Raw genomic sequence first — 19,323 nt, 5'->3', positions numbered from 1 at the left:
AGCCATGAGACACATATATATCTTATTTTTAGTCCTACCGGTATTCGTTTTTGGTCAAGATCAAAACCAGAATTATGTAAAAACGATTACTTACAAAGAACCATCATCCATTGTGCAAATCGATTATTCAAATCCTTCACATGTGGCGGTTCAAGTTCAATATTTTGATGGATTAGGTCGATTAATTCAACAACTGGCTCATAAACAATCCGGTGCCGGAAAAGACCTTATCATCAACACAGAGTATGATGAATTTGGAAGACAAATTAAAGAATACTTGCCTTATGTGAGAACAAATACCTCTACTTATTTTGACCCACTTGGAAAAGAAAACACAATGAGTTTTTATGGGTATAATAATTCTTCGTTAACTGGAAATCCAAACATGGAAACCACTAATAATCCTTACAGTGAAAAAGTGTTAGAGCTTTCCCCGCTTTCAAGGGTTTTAGAACAAGCAGCCCCCGGTGACCCTTGGGAGAAAGCTAATGGCAAAACCATCAAGTTTGTTTATCAGACTAATGAAGCGAACGAGGTAAGATATTTTAACGCTCAAACCGAATGGTCATCAACCTATGGATTATACACCATTACACTCATTCAAAATGGTTTTTATGAAAAAGAGGAACTTTATAAAACCATCACCAAAGATGAAAACTGGACATCTGGATTAAACAACACCACTGAAGAGTTCAAAAACAAACAAGGACAAGTAATTTTAAAACGAACTTACAACAATGGTGATACGCATGACACTTATTATGTCTACGATATTTATGGTAATTTAACGTATGTAATTCCGCCATTAGTTGATACTTCCTCAACAATTGATGAAACTACATTAGACGGCTTGTGTTACCAATACAAATACGATTACCGTAATCGATTAGTAGAAAAGAAACTACCGGGTAAGCAATGGGAGTTTATTGTATATAATAAATTGGACAAACCTGTTCTAACTGGCCCGACTTATTCACCTTATGGACAAACTGACTTAAAAGGATGGTTGTTGACCAAATACGATGCGTTTGGCAGAGTAGCTTATACCGGATGGAAGGAAAGCCATAGCATCGATTCCAACGCTAGAAAAGTGTTACAAGATCAACACAATGCTACCTCTTTACAATTGTTTGAAAGTAAGACTTCTTCAACCGTAAACATAGACGGTATCCAAGTAAAATATTCTAACCAATCCTTACCTAACAATGGTTTTGAATTACTAACAGTGAATTACTATGACAACTATGATTATCCAAACGCACCAGCACTACCTGCTGATATTTATGGAGATGTTGTTTTAACCAATGTAAAATCACTACCAACCGCTACGTGGACAAGGTTTTTAACCAGCGAAAATGAAACGGCAGGAGAACTTACAACCTCCTTTTACAATGCAAAAGGAAGACCAATTGGAAGTCATACTATCAATCATTTGGGTGGAGCTACCATTTCTCAATCAAAGCTAGATTTTGAAGGGAAAGCACTTCAAACCTTAACAGAACACAAAAAAGAAGATGGGTTTGATGTTGTAAGAATAAGTGAATACTTCACTTATTCACCACAAAGTAAATTGTTAACCCACCTTCACCAAGTAAACGAAAACCCGAAAGAACTGATTGTTCATAATGTATACGACGAACTTGGTCAGCTTATATCAAAGCAAGTAGGTGGTCAAGATACAGAAAATTTAGTTGGCCATCAAAAAGTGGATTATCAGTACAATATTAGAGGTTGGTTAAAATCAATTAATGATACCGAATGCTTAAACTGTAATATTGGCAATTTTCAAGATTTATTTAGTTTTAAAATTCATTACAATACGGTCACCAAAAAAAATATTGACACCAATGTAATCGAGGAAGTCAATGATTCATACAACAACACGGTGAAAAAACTTTACAACGGTAACATTGCCGAGACCTATTGGCGTACAGCAAGCGATGCTACTTTGCGAAAATACAGTTATGCCTACGATGATTTAAATCGTTTGAATGATGCTTATTATCAAAAACCGGAATCCAACATAGAAGCACGAAACTCGTATAACGAATCGTTAACCTATGACAAGAACGGTAATATCATGACTTTAATTAGAAAAGGAAATGAGGATGGTGATTTATTTGCTTACGAAATTGATAACTTAGGTTATAAATACCAAGATAAAAGTAATTTACTGAAAAAAGTAACCGATGCTACAAATGAATCCTTAGGGTTTAAAGATGATAGTGATGGTACAAATGATGAGGATGATGATTATACCTACGATGCTTATGGAAATATGATAAGCGATCAGAACAAAAACATCACAAAAATTGTTTACAATCATCTAAATTTGCCCACAGTAATTGAGTTTTTTAATTCAGAAAAAATAATGTATTTTTACAATGCAGCTGGCGTAAAGTTGAGAAAAGAAGTACACGAGTATTTTTCTACCAATGGAACTACAACAACTGATTATTTAGGCGGATTTCAATACAAAAACAACGTTCTACAGTTTTTTCCACATCCAGAAGGATATGTGAAAAACACACCAAGAGAAGATGGAAGTCCAAGCTATGATTATGTTTATAATTACACCGATCATTTAGGAAATATTAGATTAAGTTATACCTTAGACCCATATACCAACGATCTTAAAATTTTAGAGGAAAACCATTATTATCCATTTGGGTTAAAGCATACGAATTACAGTACAGGTAAGAAAACAATTTTAAAGGAAACCCAAGAAGACCCTAAAAAAGTGGGACCAAGTGCGGATGATTTGTATAAGTATAAGTTTCAAGGTCAGGAACGCCAGGACGAGTTGGGGCTTAACTGGGACAGCTTCAAGTGGAGAAATTATGATTATGCGATTGGACGTTTTATGAACATTGATCCTTTAACAGAGGAATATCATACTTGGTCTCCTTATGTCTTTAGTGGAAATCGTGTTATTGATGCGAGAGAGTTAGAGGGACTTGAACCACATTCCGTTCATAATAGTTTACAAGAAGCATCAAGAAATTTTTCAACAGAATATAATGGATACTCAATAACTAACAACGTTGAAGTGGCTACCCAATTTTATAAAAACGGAGATGGTACTTATTCATATACAGCCCCCGTGCAATTCACTGAAGGTGGAGCAGATCCTTCTCAAGCTAATAATTTTGGTCCACATAGTGATGCAGTAGTAGTAGGTTCAGGTCATACACATGGAAGTGATACAGGAGAAAATGTACTAGTTAGAGAAAAAGTAACAGGAAATGATTTAGAAAACCCGAAATCATTAAAACTTTCTGATATGAATGATTTTGATGTATTAAATGGTTCAAATGGTCCAAGTGGAACCGATAAGGAATATTTTAGTAATGAAAGTAAAGGACAAAATTTTGAAGCATCTTATGTTTTTACACCTAGCGGACTAGTTTACAGTGCAAAAATTAATCCAAGTACAGGTAAGCTTGAAGTTAAGGTTAACTTTAATTTATCCAAAACTAACCCAAGTAATGAAAATTCCAATATTAGGATGAATCAGGTGGATTCAAATAATGTACCTCAAGTATTACCAACACAAGGAGAAATTAAATTAGATTGATATGAAAAAATGTTTAATTATAGTTATGCTTACGATGTTTAGTAATGTCTATTCTCATCGAGAGAAAGTTGTTCGTAAAGTTTACAACAATATAGATGTTACTACTTACAATTCATTTCATACAGAAGAAATGAATAAAACTTTAATGATAGCACAATATGCTGAAATGTTATCAAAAAAATTATCTTATAATGATAAAATTTACTTAAATTTTTCCGAAACTAAACTTGAACAGCCTACGATAAATGTTTGGCTACCAAAAAAAGATGATAATACTGATAATATTGATGGTATAAATATTACTTTTAGAATTGATGACTTTGATGTTGTCGGGTGTTTAAATATTATTGAAAGTGCAATATTAAATAAGAATGAATTAAAAAAATTATCAGAGAGAAGTTGGAAAGTATATAAAAACTTACCTTCTGTGGAAGTTTCAAATATATTAAAAGCAAAAATCTATCGTCCAAATGAAATCAAAGAACTTGAAAAACCTCCATTTTTTAATTATTATTTCCAAGACGGTAAATTTCATTTTGTATGGATAAATTCAGAAAATGAAAAAGAACTTAATGAATTTGAGAAAATAAAGGATTTTTATGTTTTAACGAATTATTTGCTTGTTGTAGTTTCTGATAATGAAGAGATTAAATTAATTAAACCTAATCAAGAGATCCAAACATTAAAGGTAGATGATGTTGAAAATTTTTATCGTCCCTATGAAATCAAATTGATTGGAAATAATAAAATATCAATTGGATTTAATCAATTATCAAGAAATAAGAATAGACTATTACTCTATTTTATGGAGAAAAATATACTCATTCAAAATGTGGATGAATTGATAAAGAATTAAATGTGGATAATATTTTCTTGATTAATAATATGCAAATCAAAAGTCCCAATATTAAAAAAAGACAGCTCCAAAACTGTCTTTTAGTTGTTAAACCAATTATTATTACGATCTAATAAATTAGTTTATTTAATCTTGTTATTTTTTAAATAAATGGTATCTCTTACCACAACGGTATCCTGTTGTATTATAAAAATTGGTTTTATAGTTCTAATTATAGAATCTAATTTATCAATCTTCACAGCCTTTTCAATATGAATTTTAGGGTCATCATTCTTTGAGAAGAGAATCATAACACTTAAAAATACAACTATTAAACCTGTTATTAGGTTAGCAAATTTAAAGGTATTATGAGAATGAAGTAAATTTGTTGCCTTTCGATTGTTAGTTACAATATTCTTATTTATACAGTACAAATAATCTCGAATAAGTTCTGAATTAAATTCTTCCACAGTATTGTTCTGCAAAGTCAGTACATTTTCAGGAGTAGGAACAGAATAGCTGAATTTATTTATATTAAAGTTTTTCAAGGCATTATTTATCGTTAACAGATAAAAAATGAATGCTATTAAAACTAAAAATATAATTGCAACCTTAATGTAAATGTTTGTTTCACCTGTTTTATCAATAATAATAGGCATGAAAAGTCCAAGTAAGGAAAATACAATACTGGTTTGAGATATTATTTGTGAGGTCTTATTTTCAATTAAACTAAGCCTATTGTTTTCTTCATCTATAGCAGATTTTAAAAACTCCTTGTGACTTATAATTTTTTCAGAATCAGTTTTAGAACTAAGGGTGGAAAAAACGGTCAAATTGACCACCTAATTCCGGAGCAAATTGACCACCGATTCCGATTCAAAATGACCACCTAATTTCGGTTGAAAGTGACCACCACTTTCCGGTTGAAATTGACCACCGAAAAATACTACTTTTTTTCATGCTGTTAGCCACCTAAATTCGTTGAAAAACGGATTATGGCAAATAAACTAACAGACATGAGTAAGATAAGAAAAGTCATTAAATTTCATTGCAAGGGCAAGAGTAATTTATTTATCAGTAAGTACCTTTCACTTTCCAGAAACACGGTAAAGAAGTATATTTCTTTGTTTAAAGTATCGGGCTATAGTCTTGATTATATCGCTGAGAAGTCTGATGCTGAACTAGAAGCTATCTTCGTTGGAAATACTGCAGAAAAGGTCAATCCTAAGCTAGAGAAGCTTTATAGCTATTTTCCACAAATGGAGCGAGAACTCAAAAACGTTGGGGCAACTGTTCAACAACAATGGGAACTCTATTTTGCTGCAAACCCTGACGGGGTAAAGACATCCCAATTTAGAGTTCACTTCAAAAACTGGAGCAATCGCGTGAATCCGGTAATGCATATTCAACATAAATCAGGCGATAAGATGTATGTGGATTATGCCGGAAAGAAACCTTCTATCGTAGATGAAAATACTGGAGAAGTAAAAGAAGTGGAGTTTTTTGTAGCAATTCTTGGTGCTAGCCAATACACCTATGCAGAAGCCTCAATGAGCCAACAAAAAGAAGATTTTGTAAACTCTGTAGAAAACGCCATGCGATATTTTGGTGGAACTCCAGAAGCTATTGTTCCTGACAATTTAAAATCGGCGGTTATAAAAAGTAGTCGTTTTGAACCAACAATTAATGAAACTTTAGCTGATTTAGCAGAACATTACGAAACCACCATACTTCCTGCTAGAGCTTATAAACCAAGAGATAAATCATTGGTTGAAGGAGCAGTTAAGATTTTGTACCGAAGAATTTATGTGCATCTTAAAAACAGAACATTTTTTAATTTAGAGCAATTGAATGAAGCTATTTGGGAATTATTAGATCTTCATAATCGCAAGAAACTCACAGGAAGACCTTATTCTCGCTACGAACTCTTCTTGGAGGATGAGAAAGACAAACTACGACCATTGCCACTAGAACGTTTTCAAATCAAGTATCATTCTTTTGCTACGGTTATGCAAAACGGACATGTATTACACAGTCAGGATAAAAACTATTATAGTGTTCCCTATCAATACATCCGTAAAAAAGTAAAGCTTTTGTATACGCAATCAGTAGTTGAAGTGTATTACAAATACAATCGTATTGCTATACATCAAAGAAGCAATAAGGCTTATGTATACACCACCAATGCGGAACATTTAGCAAGTACGCATCAGTTTGTAGCTGATTGGAGTGCTACACGATTTATCGATTGGGCAAACAGTATCGACCCTTGTGTGGGTGAATTTATCATTAAAATCATAGAGAACAGAAACCATCCCGAGCAGGCCTTCAAGAGTTGTTTAGGTATCTTATCCTTCGAGAAAAAAGTAGGCAAAGAACGATTAATCAATGCCTGTAAGAGAGCTCTTGATTTTAAGATTTACAGCTTTAAAACCATACAAAACATCTTGGAAAACAACTTAGACTCTTTGGATGAGGATAAAGACTTGAATCAAGACTTACCTGAACACCACAACATTAGAGGCAAACACTATTATGAATAATTTAAAACCATTACTTATGAATCAAGCAACAGAAAGCAAAATGAAACAAATGAAGCTCTATGGCATGCATAGTGCTTTTAAAACCGCACTAGAAATCGGTAAAACAGACCATTACACCATTGACCAATTTGTGTCAATGATTATTGATGCCGAATGGGATGAAAGGCACAACAGGCGTATTGAACGAAGTATTAAAAATGCCCGGTTCCATTACAAGTCAAACATTGAAAACATCCATTTTGATGAATCCCGAAATCTGGACCGCACACTTGTTTTTCGATTGGCAGAATGTGATTTTGTGGAGAAAAATCAAAACGTTTTAATCACCGGAAGCACCGGTGTCGGTAAAAGTTTTTTAGGTACGGCACTAGGTTATCAAGCCTGTATACAAGGTTACAAGGTCAGTTATTTTAATACCTCAAAGCTTTTTGCCAAGTTAAAAATGGCCAAAGCAGACGGTTCTTATTTACGCGAACTTGCCAAAATAGAAAAACAAGATGTAATAATTTTAGACGATTTTGGTCTACAAGCTCTCGATAGTCAAAACAGAATCACACTCTTAGAAATAATTGAAGACAGGCATAATAACAGTTCCATAATCGTTACTTCACAGATACCAGTTCAGGGTTGGTATGACATTATTGGTGAAAAAACAATCGCAGATGCTATCTTAGATCGTTTGATTCATCAGTCACACAGAATCGAATTATCAGGAGAATCGATGCGGAAGAAAAAAAGCATCACTAAAGTTTAATTTTTTAACTATTTTTGAATAGAAACTAACGTATGAAAAAAAGTAATTTTAGGTGAAAAATCTAGGTGGTCAATTTGAACCGAAATTGGGTGGTCACTTTCAACCGAAATCAGGTGGTCACTTTAAATCGGAATTGGGTGGTCAATATCACCGGAATTTGCAATTAATAAAGATATTTTGTTTAATGATATTGTAGGAAATTATAAAAGCAGGAATAATTATTTAACAATTGAATTAAAAGAAGATGGTTCTTTCTTTTATAAAGATAATTTAAAAAGAGAAATATCTTTTGGGAAATGGATTTATAATGGGACAGAAATTAAGTTGATATCTGAAAATCCAATACACATTACGGATTATTTTTCTTCTTACAAGTTAATAACTGATTTTTCTAAAGTGCTTAAATTAAAAAATAAAGATAAACTTATCTTAAATAATAAATCATTATCAAAGGGGTAATTTAGTAGGGTAATATTACAAAGTTGGTAATGTTCCAAAGTTAGTGATGAACAAAAAAGTTCAACTTAACTTTTTGTAAATCAATCCTTAAATAAAAATTAAAACTAAAAGGCAAGCTATATAAGTTTGCCTTTTTACATTTGAAAATGCCTTAAAACGAATGTAATGAAGAAAAGTGACCCACCGCTCCCGCACGAATCCCTTCGTGTGGTTCTAGCAAATAAAAAAAAGTTTTTACTACATTTGAAATAAAGCAAAAACATGAGTAGGAATTATAAATTTTATAACCCAGAAGGTCTTTATTTTGTAAGTTTTACTCATGCTTTTTTATTTGTTTTTTGGTATTCGTGCATCCGCTTCGCTCAAGTGCCGTAGTGGGTTGGCTTGATGTTTTTACTAGAAATGAATACAAAGATTTGGTTTTAGAAAGTTTGGAATTTTGTCAAAAAAACAAAGGAATGGAAATTCATGCATGGTGCATTATGACCAATCATGTACATTTGATTTTTAGGAGTACTACTAGTCAAAAACCAGAACTTTTATTAGGTGATTTTAAAAGATTTACCAGTCGAAGCGTTATTAATGCTATTCAAGAAAACCCAAAGGAAAGTAGAAAAGAATTCTTATTAGACTATTTTAAAAAAGAGGCAGAAAAAACATCAAATACAACTAATTTTCAATTTTGGCGACATGATAATAAACCCATTGAACTATGGAGTAATGAAGTAATTCAACAGAAAATTGATTATATTCATAACAATCCGGTTGAAGAAGGTATCGTTTTTAGACCGGAAGATTATAAATACAGTAGTGCTCCAGATTATGCAGGCGAAAAGGGTTTGCTTGATGAGGTTTGTGTTTTTCAGTATTTTAAATTGTAAAGCCACACGAAGGGATTCGTGCGGCAGCGGGGGATTCGTGCGGCAGCGGGGGGAATTGATTTTTGGAGTAATAAATTAATCAAACAAAAGATTTATAAATAAAACAACTACTAAATTCCTCCTAAAGCCACCAAATAAGCCTAAATTCCCTTATTTTTGTAATACAAAAACATTTTGCTTTAGTAGCTCATTCCATTTCAATGAAAGATAAATTCTATCCATACATACAAAATCTTCAAAATCAAATTACAGCCAAATTAGAAGAAGTCGATGGCAAAGCCAAATTTCGCGAAGACATTTGGGAACGTCCCGAAGGCGGTGGTGGCAGAACGCGAGTGATTGAAAACGGAAATGTATTTGAAAAAGGAGGCGTCAACATATCAGCCGTTCATGGGAAGTTACCCGACTCGATGCAAAAATTATTTAACGTAGGCGAAGCTGATTTTTTTGCCTGCGGACTCAGTTTGGTGATTCATCCCAAAAACCCAATGGTTCCCACCGTTCATGCCAATTGGCGGTATTTTGAAATGTATGATGAGGAGGGAACAATTATCAATTCATGGTTTGGTGGGGGTCAGGATTTAACGCCGTATTATTTGTTTGAAGAAGATGCCATTCATTTTCATCAAACGTGCAAAACAGCATGCGACAAACACAATCCGGACTTTTATCCCAAATTTAAAAAACAATGTGATGATTATTTTTGGAATGCACATCGCATGGAAGCCCGTGGCATAGGTGGTTTGTTTTTTGATTATTGCAAAGCAACCGATTTGATGACGATGGAAAACTGGTATGATTTTGTCACCGAAGTGGGAAATAGTTTTTTAGAAGCATACGTTCCAATTGTAGAAAAAAGAGTAAATTTACCCTATTCGGATGCACAACGGAAATGGCAGGAAATCCGCCGTGGTCGTTATGTAGAATTCAATTTGGTTCACGATAAAGGAACCCTTTTCGGGCTAAAAACCAACGGAAGAATCGAAAGTATTTTGATGAGTTTACCTCCACATGTGCAATGGGTGTATGATTATCATCCGAATAAAAACAGTGAAGAAGAAAAATTGATTACTATTTTAAAAACACCACAACAATGGCTAGAGTAAATTTAATTTTATGGGTAGTATTTTTTACTGCAGTTGGTGTTGCCCAACAAGATTCTTTATCAAAACCACACTTTAAGCGTTATAACGAAAAGGTAATTTTTAGTGTCTATTACACGGATATTTCAAATAGTTTTGAGGCTAAACTCAATAATTCGGCACAAGCTGATTATTTTGAGTTTATACCAAATAAGCGAGAACAAATAGGAGTAAATTTAAGTTATAAATTTATTGATGTTTCTTATGGTTTTTCACCTTCCTTTTTTGAGATAAATAAAGACAATAAAAACTCTAAATTGTTTAGTTTAAGTACCCGATTTTACCACAAAAAATGGATGCAGTTATTAACTTTCATAAATCAAAAAGGGTTTTATGTTTCTCAAGGAAGCAATGAGTTATACTTTGAACGCTTGCGAACTATAAAAATTGGAGGAACTACGTCTTATATTTTTAATGAAAATTTTTCATTCAGAACCATAGCTAATCAAAAAGAATGGCAATCTAAAAGTGCAGGCAGTTTTATCCCTAATTTTTCATTTTATTATACTAATTTTGACTTAAATGATGAGGATTTTTCAGACAGTAGTGATGTTTATCTTTTATCTTTGTCTCCGTCATATTTTTATAATTGGGTTATAAATGATCATTTTTTGCTTTCAGGAGGTGTAATTTTAGGGGGAGGAATCAACATTGTTGATGGTGATACATCCTCCGTTTTTGAATGGGGAACAAATTTAAAAGTGGGTTATAATTCTGATTCATTTTTTACTTTTTTAAATTTTAATTATGCTGATTTCTTGCAGGAATCAAAAGCTAGTATCAGATTAAATGATGAAATTAGTATGTTGAAAATAACAGCGGGTTACCGTTTTGATCCTCCCAAAAAAATAAAAGAATATTACGATAAAACAGCAGAAAAAGTTGGGTTGTAAATGAAGTTACAATCTATAATCAAAAATTCATCAACATTATGTTCCCACTCAGACGAAACCGACGACTCAGAACCAACAAAACCATTCGCTCATTAGTACGTGAAACCATACTTTCTCCCAGTGATTTTATTGTCCCACTTTTTGTAGTGGAAGGGAAAAATGTGAAAGAAGAGATTCCTTCTATGCCCAATTATTTTCGATTGAGTCTCGATTTATTGGAAAAAGAAGTAAAAGAATTGGCTAAACTGAATTTAAAAACGGTTTTGGTTTTTGTAAAAGTTCCGGACCATTTAAAAGACAACAAAGGAACGGAAGCGTTAAATCCCAACGGATTAATGCAACGAGCGGTGAAAGTGATTAAAAATGCGGTTCCGGATATGATTGTGATGACCGATGTGGCATTAGATCCGTACTCCTCTTTTGGACATGATGGTGTGATTGAAAACGGAATTATTGTTAATGACATAACAACAGCCCTTTTAGCAGAAATGAGTTGTTCGCATGCCGAAGCCGGTGCCGATATTGTCGCTCCCAGTGATATGATGGACGGTAGAATTTTGGAAATCCGCGAAGCGTTGGAAGACGAAGGTTATCTAAACACAGGAATTTTGGCGTACAGTGCCAAATATGCCTCTGCACATTACGGTCCGTTTCGGGATGCGTTGGATAGTGCTCCTGTGGATGCACAAGACATTCCAAAAGACAAAAAAACCTATCAAATGGATTACCATAACCGCCTCGAAGCCATTCGAGAAACCAGAATGGATATTGAAGAAGGTGCCGATATTGTGATGGTAAAACCCGGCATTGCTTATTTGGATATTGTTCGTGAGATTAAAAATACATTTGATGTACCGGTAGCAGTTTATCAAGTTTCAGGCGAATATGCCATGATTAAAGCGGCTGCCGAAAAAGGTTGGTTGGATCATGATGCGGTGATGATGGAACAAGTTACGGCTATCAAAAGAGCCGGTGCCGACATGATGGCGAGTTATTTTGCAAAAGAGGTCGTGAAAATCATTTCTTAACTGATAAATATCACATTTTCAACAAAATAATTGATGTAAATTTGAGTAATTCAAATACCTAACACATGAAAAAAATAGTTGTTTTTGTTGTTTTTGTGATGTTATTCTCTTGCCAGAATAAGAAAGATGAACCTTTTGGAACTGTTTCAAAAGCAGTTGCTGAAATAGCAGATGATTCTGTTGAGGCAAAAATTAAACTTGGTGAAGAACTTTTTAATGGTGTAGGCTTGTGTTACACTTGTCATAAACCGGATCAAAAAATTATTGGACCCAGCATTAAAGAAATTGCCACTATTTATAAAGAGCAAAATGCTGATATGGTTGATTTTCTTCGTGAAAATGCCAAACCAATTGTAGACTCAAGCCAATATGAAGTAATGAAAACTAATTTTGCTATCACCAAAAGCATGAAAGATTTCGAATTAGAAGCCATTGAAATCTATATGCACAGTTTTTTAGATTAAGAAAGCCTATTCAGTCAGTAATTTAAACCCAACCCTCGGAATGTTTTCAATCCGAATGTTGGGTTCGTCTTTAAATATTTTTCGCAAACGAGAAATAAATACGTCCAAACTTCTGCCCACAAAATAGTCATCGGTTCCCCAGAGTTCCATTAGTATTTTTTCACGTTTTAAAACAGTGTTTTTGTTGTCTAAAAACAACTTCAACAAAGCCGCCTCTCTTTCGGTTAAGTTGGTCATTTCTTTTCCTTTGGAAACGCAGTAATTAGTTGGGTCAAATTCAAACGAGCCAATTAAATAGGTTGCATTATTTTTAAACGATGTTTTCTGACTTCGGTTCAAAAAAACTTCTATCTTCAAGGTCAATTCTTCCATGCTGTAAGGCTTTACCAAATAATCATCGGCACCTAATTTCAACCCTTTAATTCGGTCTTCCTTCATTGTTTTTGCTGAAAGAAAAATGATTGGAATTTCCTGATTTCGTTTTCGGATTTGTGTGGCAATTTCAAAACCATCCATGTCGGGTAACATGACATCTAAAATGCACAAGTCAAAATCATCGTTGCAAAACGCGTCAAAACCAGATTGACCATTGATAAAATGAGCTACCTCGTATTGGTTTTCCAAACTATCGGCGGTTAAAAAACCTAAAGTTTCGTCATCTTCTACATAAAGAATTTTCTTTTTACTCATAAAACATCTTTTTTTGGAATGAAAATAGAAACTGTAATCCCTTTAGTTGTATTATTTTTGATTGAAATTTTCCAATGGTGCAAATCGATGATTTTTTTCACATAAAATAAACCAATACCAAAACCTTCAATTTCTTTTTTGTTTTCTCTGGGTACGCGGTAAAATTTATCAAAAACATAGTCGATATGTTGAGGTGAAATGCCGCTTCCGTTATCGGAGAAACTGAGTGTAATTCCTTTTTCTGTTTCTAATGATTTTATGGTTATTTCCGGATTTTCAGAACAATATTTTACTGCATTATCCACTAAATTAAACAGAATATTATTGAAATGAAATTCATCTGCTGAAATATTTATTTTATCCGAAACAGCTATCGTAATCGTAACATTTTTCTTTGATTTAAGTAATGTATTTTCTTTTACTAACTCTAAAACATCCTTAAGAGGGATGGAGCATTTTTCCAATTCAATCCATTTGGCATCCCCTTTAGCCACATTTAAAATCCGTTCGATGTGGTGATTTAATTTGTGACTTTGGTTGGTGATAATTTGCATGTATTTGGCCAATTTCGGATTGTTTTTAATTTCTTCCTGTGAGGTAGCATATTGAGAAGCAATCAAAATAGACGAAAGCGGTGTTTTGAATTCATGCGTCATATTGTTGATGAAATCCGTTTGCAATTCGGTATATTTTTTTTGTTTTAACAATAAAATAACCGAGTAAACATAGATGATTAAAACTAAAAATAAAATAGCTGTGTAAATCCAATATTGACCTAGAGAGGTGATGAATTTATGTTGCAAATCGGGAAAACGAATGCCGAAATAATAAATTAATCCTTCGTTTTTTTTAAAACAATTTTCACACTTTTCTGGTTTTCCGGCATCGCTTGAGATATAGCTGCCATAAATCATTTCATCGGTTGCACAATCGTATATGGCATATTCATAATCCAGTTCAAGTTTTACTTTTTGAAATTCAGTTTTAAGATAATATTCTAATACTTCATGCTCAAAAACATCATTTAAATCCACAATATAATAATCGTCTGTAATTTTTTTAACCTGATTGGTGATACTCAATTGCGTATTATTGTCGCGATAAATTCGTTTTACTACATCTTGAAGAGCGAAATGAATTTTTTCTTCGAAATCTTTTTTCTCAAATTGATAGGCTCGGTTCAACATGAGCAACTGCATGACCAAAACCCCGGCTATGCAGAGAAATCCGGCTAAGATGATGCTATTTAATCGGGTAAATTTCAAGGTTTTACTTTTATTATGTTTTGACAAATCTACTCATAGAAAGGTTTAAATTTTATTTAAATAAAGCCGATTAACATCTCATTAACAAAACTTATATTGTGCTTAACAAATATCTGATTTCTTGTGAATATATTTGCTATGTTCAAAATGAATAATTTAACTAATTAAAATAATAACGTATGAAATCATTAAAAGTATCTTTATTAGCAATTGCTGCTACAGTATTGTTTTCGGTTGGTGCAAATGCACAAGAAAAAAAACCTACCACTACTAAGCCGGCTATTACCACAACACCTGCTCCTCAAAAGCCAACATCACCGGTAACTTGGAAAGAAATATCATATGATTTTGGAGAAATCAAAAAAGGAACACCTGTATCTCATGACTTTTCATTTACCAACACTACCAAGCAAACGGTTATCATAACTAACGTAAAAGCTTCTTGTGGTTGTACGGCAACTAATTATACAAAAACACCTGTGAAACCTGGGGAAACAGCAACTGTAACAGCAACTTACAATGCAGCAACTGCCGGAAACTTTTCTAAAACGGTAACGGTTTCTTTAAATGAGAATGAAGTTCCAAAAGTACTTACTATCAAAGGAAAAGTAATTGATACAACTCCGGTAAATCAATAATCTACTTTCTAAATTATAATTCAATTGAACCATCTTGATTTTCAAGATGGTTTTTTTGTTAAAATATTTTTTTTGAAAATGTAAAAACTTCATACTTTTTTATATATTTATGACTTAATTATAAAGCCATGATAGATAAAATTAAACTCGACAACATCTTATTTTTAGATATTGAAACTGCACCGGAAGAAGAAAACTTCAAACTTTTAGACGAAGAAAAACAATATCTTTTTGAAACGAAAACCCAATACCAACGCAAAGACGAATTTACTCCTGAAGAATTTTACGACCGTGCCGGAATATGGGCAGAATTTGGTAAAATCATTTGTATTTCTGTGGGTTATTTTACGACTAAAGGTGATATCCGAAACTTTAGAGTTACTTCATTTTTTGGAGAAGAAAAGAAAATACTGAATGATTTCAGTAACTTGCTTAATCACCATTTTAATCAACCACAGCATATTTTGTGTGGTCATAATGCTAAAGAATTTGATTTTCCATTCATAGCCAGACGAATGATAATCAATCAAATTGAAATTCCGCCAAAATTAAATTTATTTGGAAAAAAACCATGGGAAGTTCCACATATTGACACAATGGAATTATGGAAATTTGGTGATTTTAAGCATTTTTCTTCTATGCGATTATTAACAAAGGTACTTCAGATTCCTTCTCCGAAAGATGATATTGACGGAAGTGAAGTGGCTTATGTGTATTATGTTGAAAAAGACATCGACAGAATTATCACCTATTGCGAAAAAGATGTAATTGCCGTTGCACAAATTTTCTTGCGTTTCAGAAGAGAAGATTTGTTGATTGAAGACGAAATTATTCACGTATAAAAAAGGCTCCAAACAGGAGCCTTTCTTTATTTTTTCAATACTATTTTCCGGGTTGTTTTTACTTTTTCGTTTTGAATTGAAATTAAATAAATTCCATCTGAAAAATGATTTAAATCTACTACTGTGTTAGAGGCATTAATTTTCTTCGATAAAATTATTCGGCCATGTAAATCAAATAAATCAATGTTAGTTTCTAAATTTTCAATCCATGAAACGGTTACTTTACCATTGGTTGGGTTTGGATAAATGAGTGCTTGAACAGTTTCATTTTCAATCAAACTGAGATTGTTTTCAATCGTAATCGGAATAACCACATTAGGCAACCAAGCTGAAGAAGCATTAATGATATTTACTTTAAAAAAATCTGACGCTGCATCAGACAAGGAGTTTGTATAATTGATTTTATTTAAATTTATATCCTCTTGTGTGAAAATGTCTCCAATAATTAATGGTGTATTTTCCTTTTTCAATACTCCGAGTGAAGGTAATTCTAGTAGAGTATACACTTGATTTGAAGCAGCTTGCAACGTCGTAAAAGCATTCATTTCCTCCAAAGTGATTGTTTTTACACTGTTAATTTCTGTAATGATACCATTGTTAGTAAAATTCAAATCATTTTCTATTGAAACGGAATTGCAAAAGGATAAACTTACGGAATTAATTGTACCTCCGTCATTATTATATTTGTCGATAACGAATAAAGTCCATTCACCATCAGCCAAAACACCATTAAATGCATTTAAAGGTTGAAATGGCAATACAGTACCTGAAATTGCCGGGTTAGATGCACAAACTATCGATGTACCAGAGTCATCAACAGTTACATCAATGTCATCTTGACCACCGCAGGCTTCTTCAAATAAGGTGATGGTTGGGCTGCCAATTTCCTCAGGACCAATTAAATAAATGGTCATGTCTTGAACCCAAGTATGTGAAATATTCATGCTCACATTTACATCTGCAATGGTGATTCCTCCTGAAACAGAAATAGGAATACTTGCAGTTGAGTTTGCCGTGTTTTCAATCACTGCATCCGAAAAATCTGTTGCAGTAAATTCAATTCCGCAGTCGAAAATTCCGGTTTGAAAATTAGAAACGGTAAACGAATTAGCCTCTCCACATCGGTTGCTTGGAGTTACCCTCCAATAGTATACTGTTTGAGCAATTAAGTCAGTAATATTAATTGAATTATTTACAGTGTTTTCAGACCAAACAATGGTGTTAAATCCGGCATCGGTGGCAACATCCACAACATAATTTTCAGCATTAATATCCTCTTCCCAGGATAATGTTATTGCAGAAGGAACAGTGGTTTGTCCGTTAAGTGGAAAAGTTGTGGTAACCGGAACGAATTCCGCACGCAATACTTTTAAATTTACGAATCTTGTTTCAGTTTCATTGGGATTAGAAGCTACAATACCTATTGAATATTCTCCGGGTTCAACTCCGGTTAAATCGGATAAAATTAACTCATAAGTACCGTTGGTGCTTATGGAGTTTTGATTAAAGTTTGCGTTTGCACCGGGTGGTAAATTTATCGTTGAAAGCGTTACATTTTCATTATTACTTGTTATAAAAGAGAAAGGAAAAACAGCATTTTCACTTGAACAAACTACTTGATTGTAGCCAAGAGGCACAAACCCGAAATCCGAATCAACTCCTGAAATAATTAAAGAAAAATCTTGAAAATTGGTTTGTAGCGTTCCTTTGTGTGATATTGTAATCAAATAATCTCCTCCGTTGGCATTATCTATTTGTATTGTTTCAACGGTGTCAACAAAATTGTCACCGTTTCTCAATGCATTTTGAGTTGCATCTGCTTGTAAACGCCATGGATAAAAGACAGCGTTTCCTTGTGTAATTCTAATGTCTAAATCGTGTACGATAGCAGGTGTCGGATCATTTAGATTTCCCGTATTAGCAATGCCGGGTATATCAGTCCAACAAATTGTAGCTATTAAGGGTTGACCCGCTTTTGACTTTAATGTTTTAGTATAGACTTGATTTTGAGATAAGCGTTCTTCAGAAATCCAAGTACTTAAACCGTTGTTTGAAATACTATTTGCTGCGTTTTTCGCATTGAGCAATCCCCAACCAAAAACAGCATCAGGGCCTGGGTTTCCTGCATCATCCGCGGTTTGACATGCTAAGCCTTTTAGCGTTGCAGATTTCATAAAACGTTGATATAAATTGTTGTGGTGCTGTTGAAGTAACAATAACGTTCCCATTACATTTGGGCTAGCCATTGAGGTTCCTGAAAGGGAAGTATAGTCATCATCACTGCCGCTATTTGTAGAATATACTCCTGTTCCGTTACCGGTAATGTCCGGCTTTATTCGTAAATCGTCCGTAGGCCCTTCACTGCTAGCGGAGTTAATGTTTACAGAAATCAAATTGCCATTACTATCAATTTCTGCATCTTGAGCATTGCCAACAATGAGGTTGTTTTTGCCATTTTTATGTCCGGTTAATTTGTCAAAACCATCTGTCGTTGGGTCGTCATTATTGACATTACCGTCATTACCTGCTGCAGCAACCATTAGGTAATAGGGTGAAACATAATGGATTAAATCCCACTGAACGGCATCTTGTGAATAGGCTCCCGCATACCAACTGGGAACATTAAATAATCGCATTCCATAGGAATGGTTTGAAAGTAGTAGGCCTTCCTGAATTTCACCTAAAACTTCTGATTCATCTTCTGTCCAGTCAAAGGTTTTTACAGTAGCTTGAAAAGCCATGCCTTTTGCATTGAAGTCTATACCTGAAGCACCAACTGTTCCTGTTACGTGGGTAGCGTGAAAACTATTACCATTGAGATCGAATGTGTTATCACCAACAGAAATTCTTCCACCAAATTCTTGATGAGATGTTCTAACCGGGCCACCATCCCAAACACCACCAACCATTCCTTGACCGTTAAGGTTCAGTCCTAAACTACCTCCTGCGTGAAGATGGTTCGCTCGTGTTGAGACAGCTGCATCAACATTATTTATGGAGTAATATTTTGGACTTCCATCAGAAAGTAAACCCATTAATTCATCAACACTGCCGTCTGAATTTATTTTAAATACGTCCCATTGATTTATTTTAGCAGAAAAGTAAGCTTTTTCTTTATCTGCTTTTGCTTTTTCGGATAGTTCAATTTGAAGCTGTTTGATTTTAGTTAAATCATATTGCTCCAACAAAGCCTTTTTTTGTTCTGGTGTCTGACCAAAGGCGGAAAGCGAAAAAAGTAATAATACTAAATATTTACCCTTACCTATTTTAGAAAAGTAGCAATTTTTCATCGGTTGATTTGGAATTTTAAGG

The 19,323-nt window shown here is 33.6% G+C and carries 16 protein-coding genes; 12 read left to right on the top strand and 4 right to left on the bottom strand.

Going from position 1 to position 19,323, the window contains the following annotated elements; all coding sequences use genetic code 11:
• Window positions 1-4 precede the first annotated feature (4 nt).
• The gene (locus EQG68_RS04725; protein ID WP_129463636.1) at window positions 5-3,577 is read left to right on the top strand and encodes a DUF6443 domain-containing protein; all 3,573 of its coding nucleotides are present in this window, start codon (window positions 5-7) and stop codon (window positions 3,575-3,577) included.
• A 1-nt stretch (window position 3,578) separates the two neighbouring features.
• The gene (locus tag EQG68_RS04720) at window positions 3,579-4,433 is read left to right on the top strand and encodes a hypothetical protein (RefSeq protein WP_129463635.1); all 855 of its coding nucleotides are present in this window, start codon (window positions 3,579-3,581) and stop codon (window positions 4,431-4,433) included.
• A 122-nt stretch (window positions 4,434-4,555) separates the two neighbouring features.
• On the opposite strand, the gene EQG68_RS04715 is transcribed toward EQG68_RS04720, so the two are convergent.
• Complete coding sequence (locus EQG68_RS04715) at window positions 4,556-5,245, bottom strand: hypothetical protein (protein WP_129463634.1); 690 nt, start codon at window positions 5,243-5,245, stop codon at window positions 4,556-4,558.
• 162 nt (window positions 5,246-5,407) lie between these two features.
• On the opposite strand from EQG68_RS04715, the gene istA reads away from it, so the two are divergent.
• The 8 genes from istA (at window position 5,408) to EQG68_RS04675 (ending at window position 12,576) form a co-directional block, all read left to right on the top strand.
• Window positions 5,408-6,955 (top strand): IS21 family transposase, encoded by a 1,548-nt coding sequence (istA, locus tag EQG68_RS04710; protein WP_222845198.1) that lies wholly within the window; start codon window positions 5,408-5,410, stop codon window positions 6,953-6,955.
• Between the two features lie 16 nt (window positions 6,956-6,971).
• Window positions 6,972-7,709, top strand: a complete 738-nt coding sequence (gene istB / locus EQG68_RS04705; protein WP_129463633.1) for an IS21-like element helper ATPase IstB — start codon at window positions 6,972-6,974, stop codon at window positions 7,707-7,709.
• A gap of 177 nt (window positions 7,710-7,886) precedes the next feature.
• Window positions 7,887-8,168: a hypothetical protein gene (locus EQG68_RS04700; RefSeq protein WP_129463632.1), complete on the top strand. Its 282-nt coding sequence runs from the start codon at window positions 7,887-7,889 to the stop codon at window positions 8,166-8,168.
• 347 nt (window positions 8,169-8,515) lie between these two features.
• Complete coding sequence (locus tag EQG68_RS04695; protein ID WP_317125512.1) at window positions 8,516-9,049, top strand: transposase; 534 nt, start codon at window positions 8,516-8,518, stop codon at window positions 9,047-9,049.
• A gap of 200 nt (window positions 9,050-9,249) precedes the next feature.
• A complete protein-coding gene (gene hemF, locus EQG68_RS04690; RefSeq protein WP_129463631.1) occupies window positions 9,250-10,155 on the top strand; it encodes an oxygen-dependent coproporphyrinogen oxidase in 906 nt (301 codons plus the stop codon).
• A complete protein-coding gene (locus tag EQG68_RS04685; protein WP_129463630.1) occupies window positions 10,143-11,084 on the top strand; it encodes a DUF4421 family protein in 942 nt (313 codons plus the stop codon). The genes hemF and EQG68_RS04685 overlap by 13 nt, the downstream gene beginning before the upstream one ends.
• Before the next feature lie 38 nt (window positions 11,085-11,122).
• Window positions 11,123-12,112, top strand: coding sequence for a porphobilinogen synthase (hemB, locus tag EQG68_RS04680; protein ID WP_129463629.1), 990 nt, complete (start codon window positions 11,123-11,125; stop codon window positions 12,110-12,112).
• Window positions 12,113-12,177: 65 nt separating this feature from the next.
• Complete coding sequence (locus EQG68_RS04675; protein WP_129463628.1) at window positions 12,178-12,576, top strand: c-type cytochrome; 399 nt, start codon at window positions 12,178-12,180, stop codon at window positions 12,574-12,576.
• Between the two features lie 6 nt (window positions 12,577-12,582).
• Here the strand turns inward: EQG68_RS04675 and EQG68_RS04670 are convergent, their stop codons facing one another.
• Window positions 12,583-13,266: a response regulator transcription factor gene (locus EQG68_RS04670; RefSeq protein WP_129463627.1), complete on the bottom strand. Its 684-nt coding sequence runs from the start codon at window positions 13,264-13,266 to the stop codon at window positions 12,583-12,585.
• Complete coding sequence (locus EQG68_RS04665; protein WP_246011642.1) at window positions 13,263-14,531, bottom strand: sensor histidine kinase; 1,269 nt, start codon at window positions 14,529-14,531, stop codon at window positions 13,263-13,265. Before EQG68_RS04665 ends, EQG68_RS04670 begins: the two co-directional genes overlap by 4 nt.
• 179 nt (window positions 14,532-14,710) lie before the next feature.
• On the opposite strand from EQG68_RS04665, the gene EQG68_RS04660 reads away from it, so the two are divergent.
• Together EQG68_RS04660 and EQG68_RS04655 are read left to right on the top strand one after the other, a co-directional pair.
• The gene (locus EQG68_RS04660; RefSeq protein WP_129463626.1) at window positions 14,711-15,169 is read left to right on the top strand and encodes a DUF1573 domain-containing protein; all 459 of its coding nucleotides are present in this window, start codon (window positions 14,711-14,713) and stop codon (window positions 15,167-15,169) included.
• 128 nt (window positions 15,170-15,297) lie between these two features.
• Window positions 15,298-16,011: a 3'-5' exonuclease gene (locus EQG68_RS04655; protein ID WP_129463625.1), complete on the top strand. Its 714-nt coding sequence runs from the start codon at window positions 15,298-15,300 to the stop codon at window positions 16,009-16,011.
• A gap of 26 nt (window positions 16,012-16,037) precedes the next feature.
• Here EQG68_RS04655 and EQG68_RS04650 read toward each other — a convergent pair whose 3' ends face one another.
• Entirely contained in the window at window positions 16,038-19,301 is a 3,264-nt protein-coding gene (locus EQG68_RS04650; RefSeq protein WP_129463624.1) for a S8 family serine peptidase, read from the bottom strand.
• Window positions 19,302-19,323: the final 22 nt, after the last annotated feature.

The organism is Flavobacterium piscinae, from assembly GCF_004122145.1.
GTDB classification, from domain to species: Bacteria; Bacteroidota; Bacteroidia; order Flavobacteriales; family Flavobacteriaceae; genus Flavobacterium; species Flavobacterium piscinae.
The sequence above is the reverse complement of the archived record's forward strand: the minus strand, read 5'-3'. Positions and strand labels throughout refer to the sequence as shown.

What these genes read in the sequence shown, in the direction of transcription:
- hemF (WP_129463631.1), top strand. Translation starts at nt 9,250, where the DNA reads ATGAAAGATAAATTCTATCCATACATACAAAATCTTCAAAATCAAATT.
- EQG68_RS04725 (WP_129463636.1), top strand. Translation starts at nt 5, where the DNA reads ATGAGACACATATATATCTTATTTTTAGTCCTACCGGTATTCGTTTTT.
- EQG68_RS04675 (WP_129463628.1), top strand. Translation starts at nt 12,178, where the DNA reads ATGAAAAAAATAGTTGTTTTTGTTGTTTTTGTGATGTTATTCTCTTGC.
- EQG68_RS04670 (WP_129463627.1), bottom strand. Translation starts at nt 13,266, where the DNA reads ATGAGTAAAAAGAAAATTCTTTATGTAGAAGATGACGAAACTTTAGGT.
- istA (WP_222845198.1), top strand. Translation starts at nt 5,408, where the DNA reads ATGGCAAATAAACTAACAGACATGAGTAAGATAAGAAAAGTCATTAAA.
- istB (WP_129463633.1), top strand. Translation starts at nt 6,972, where the DNA reads ATGAATCAAGCAACAGAAAGCAAAATGAAACAAATGAAGCTCTATGGC.
- EQG68_RS04660 (WP_129463626.1), top strand. Translation starts at nt 14,711, where the DNA reads ATGAAATCATTAAAAGTATCTTTATTAGCAATTGCTGCTACAGTATTG.
- EQG68_RS04685 (WP_129463630.1), top strand. Translation starts at nt 10,143, where the DNA reads ATGGCTAGAGTAAATTTAATTTTATGGGTAGTATTTTTTACTGCAGTT.
- EQG68_RS04720 (WP_129463635.1), top strand. Translation starts at nt 3,579, where the DNA reads ATGAAAAAATGTTTAATTATAGTTATGCTTACGATGTTTAGTAATGTC.
- EQG68_RS04655 (WP_129463625.1), top strand. Translation starts at nt 15,298, where the DNA reads ATGATAGATAAAATTAAACTCGACAACATCTTATTTTTAGATATTGAA.
- hemB (WP_129463629.1), top strand. Translation starts at nt 11,123, where the DNA reads ATGTTCCCACTCAGACGAAACCGACGACTCAGAACCAACAAAACCATT.
- EQG68_RS04650 (WP_129463624.1), bottom strand. Translation starts at nt 19,301, where the DNA reads ATGAAAAATTGCTACTTTTCTAAAATAGGTAAGGGTAAATATTTAGTA.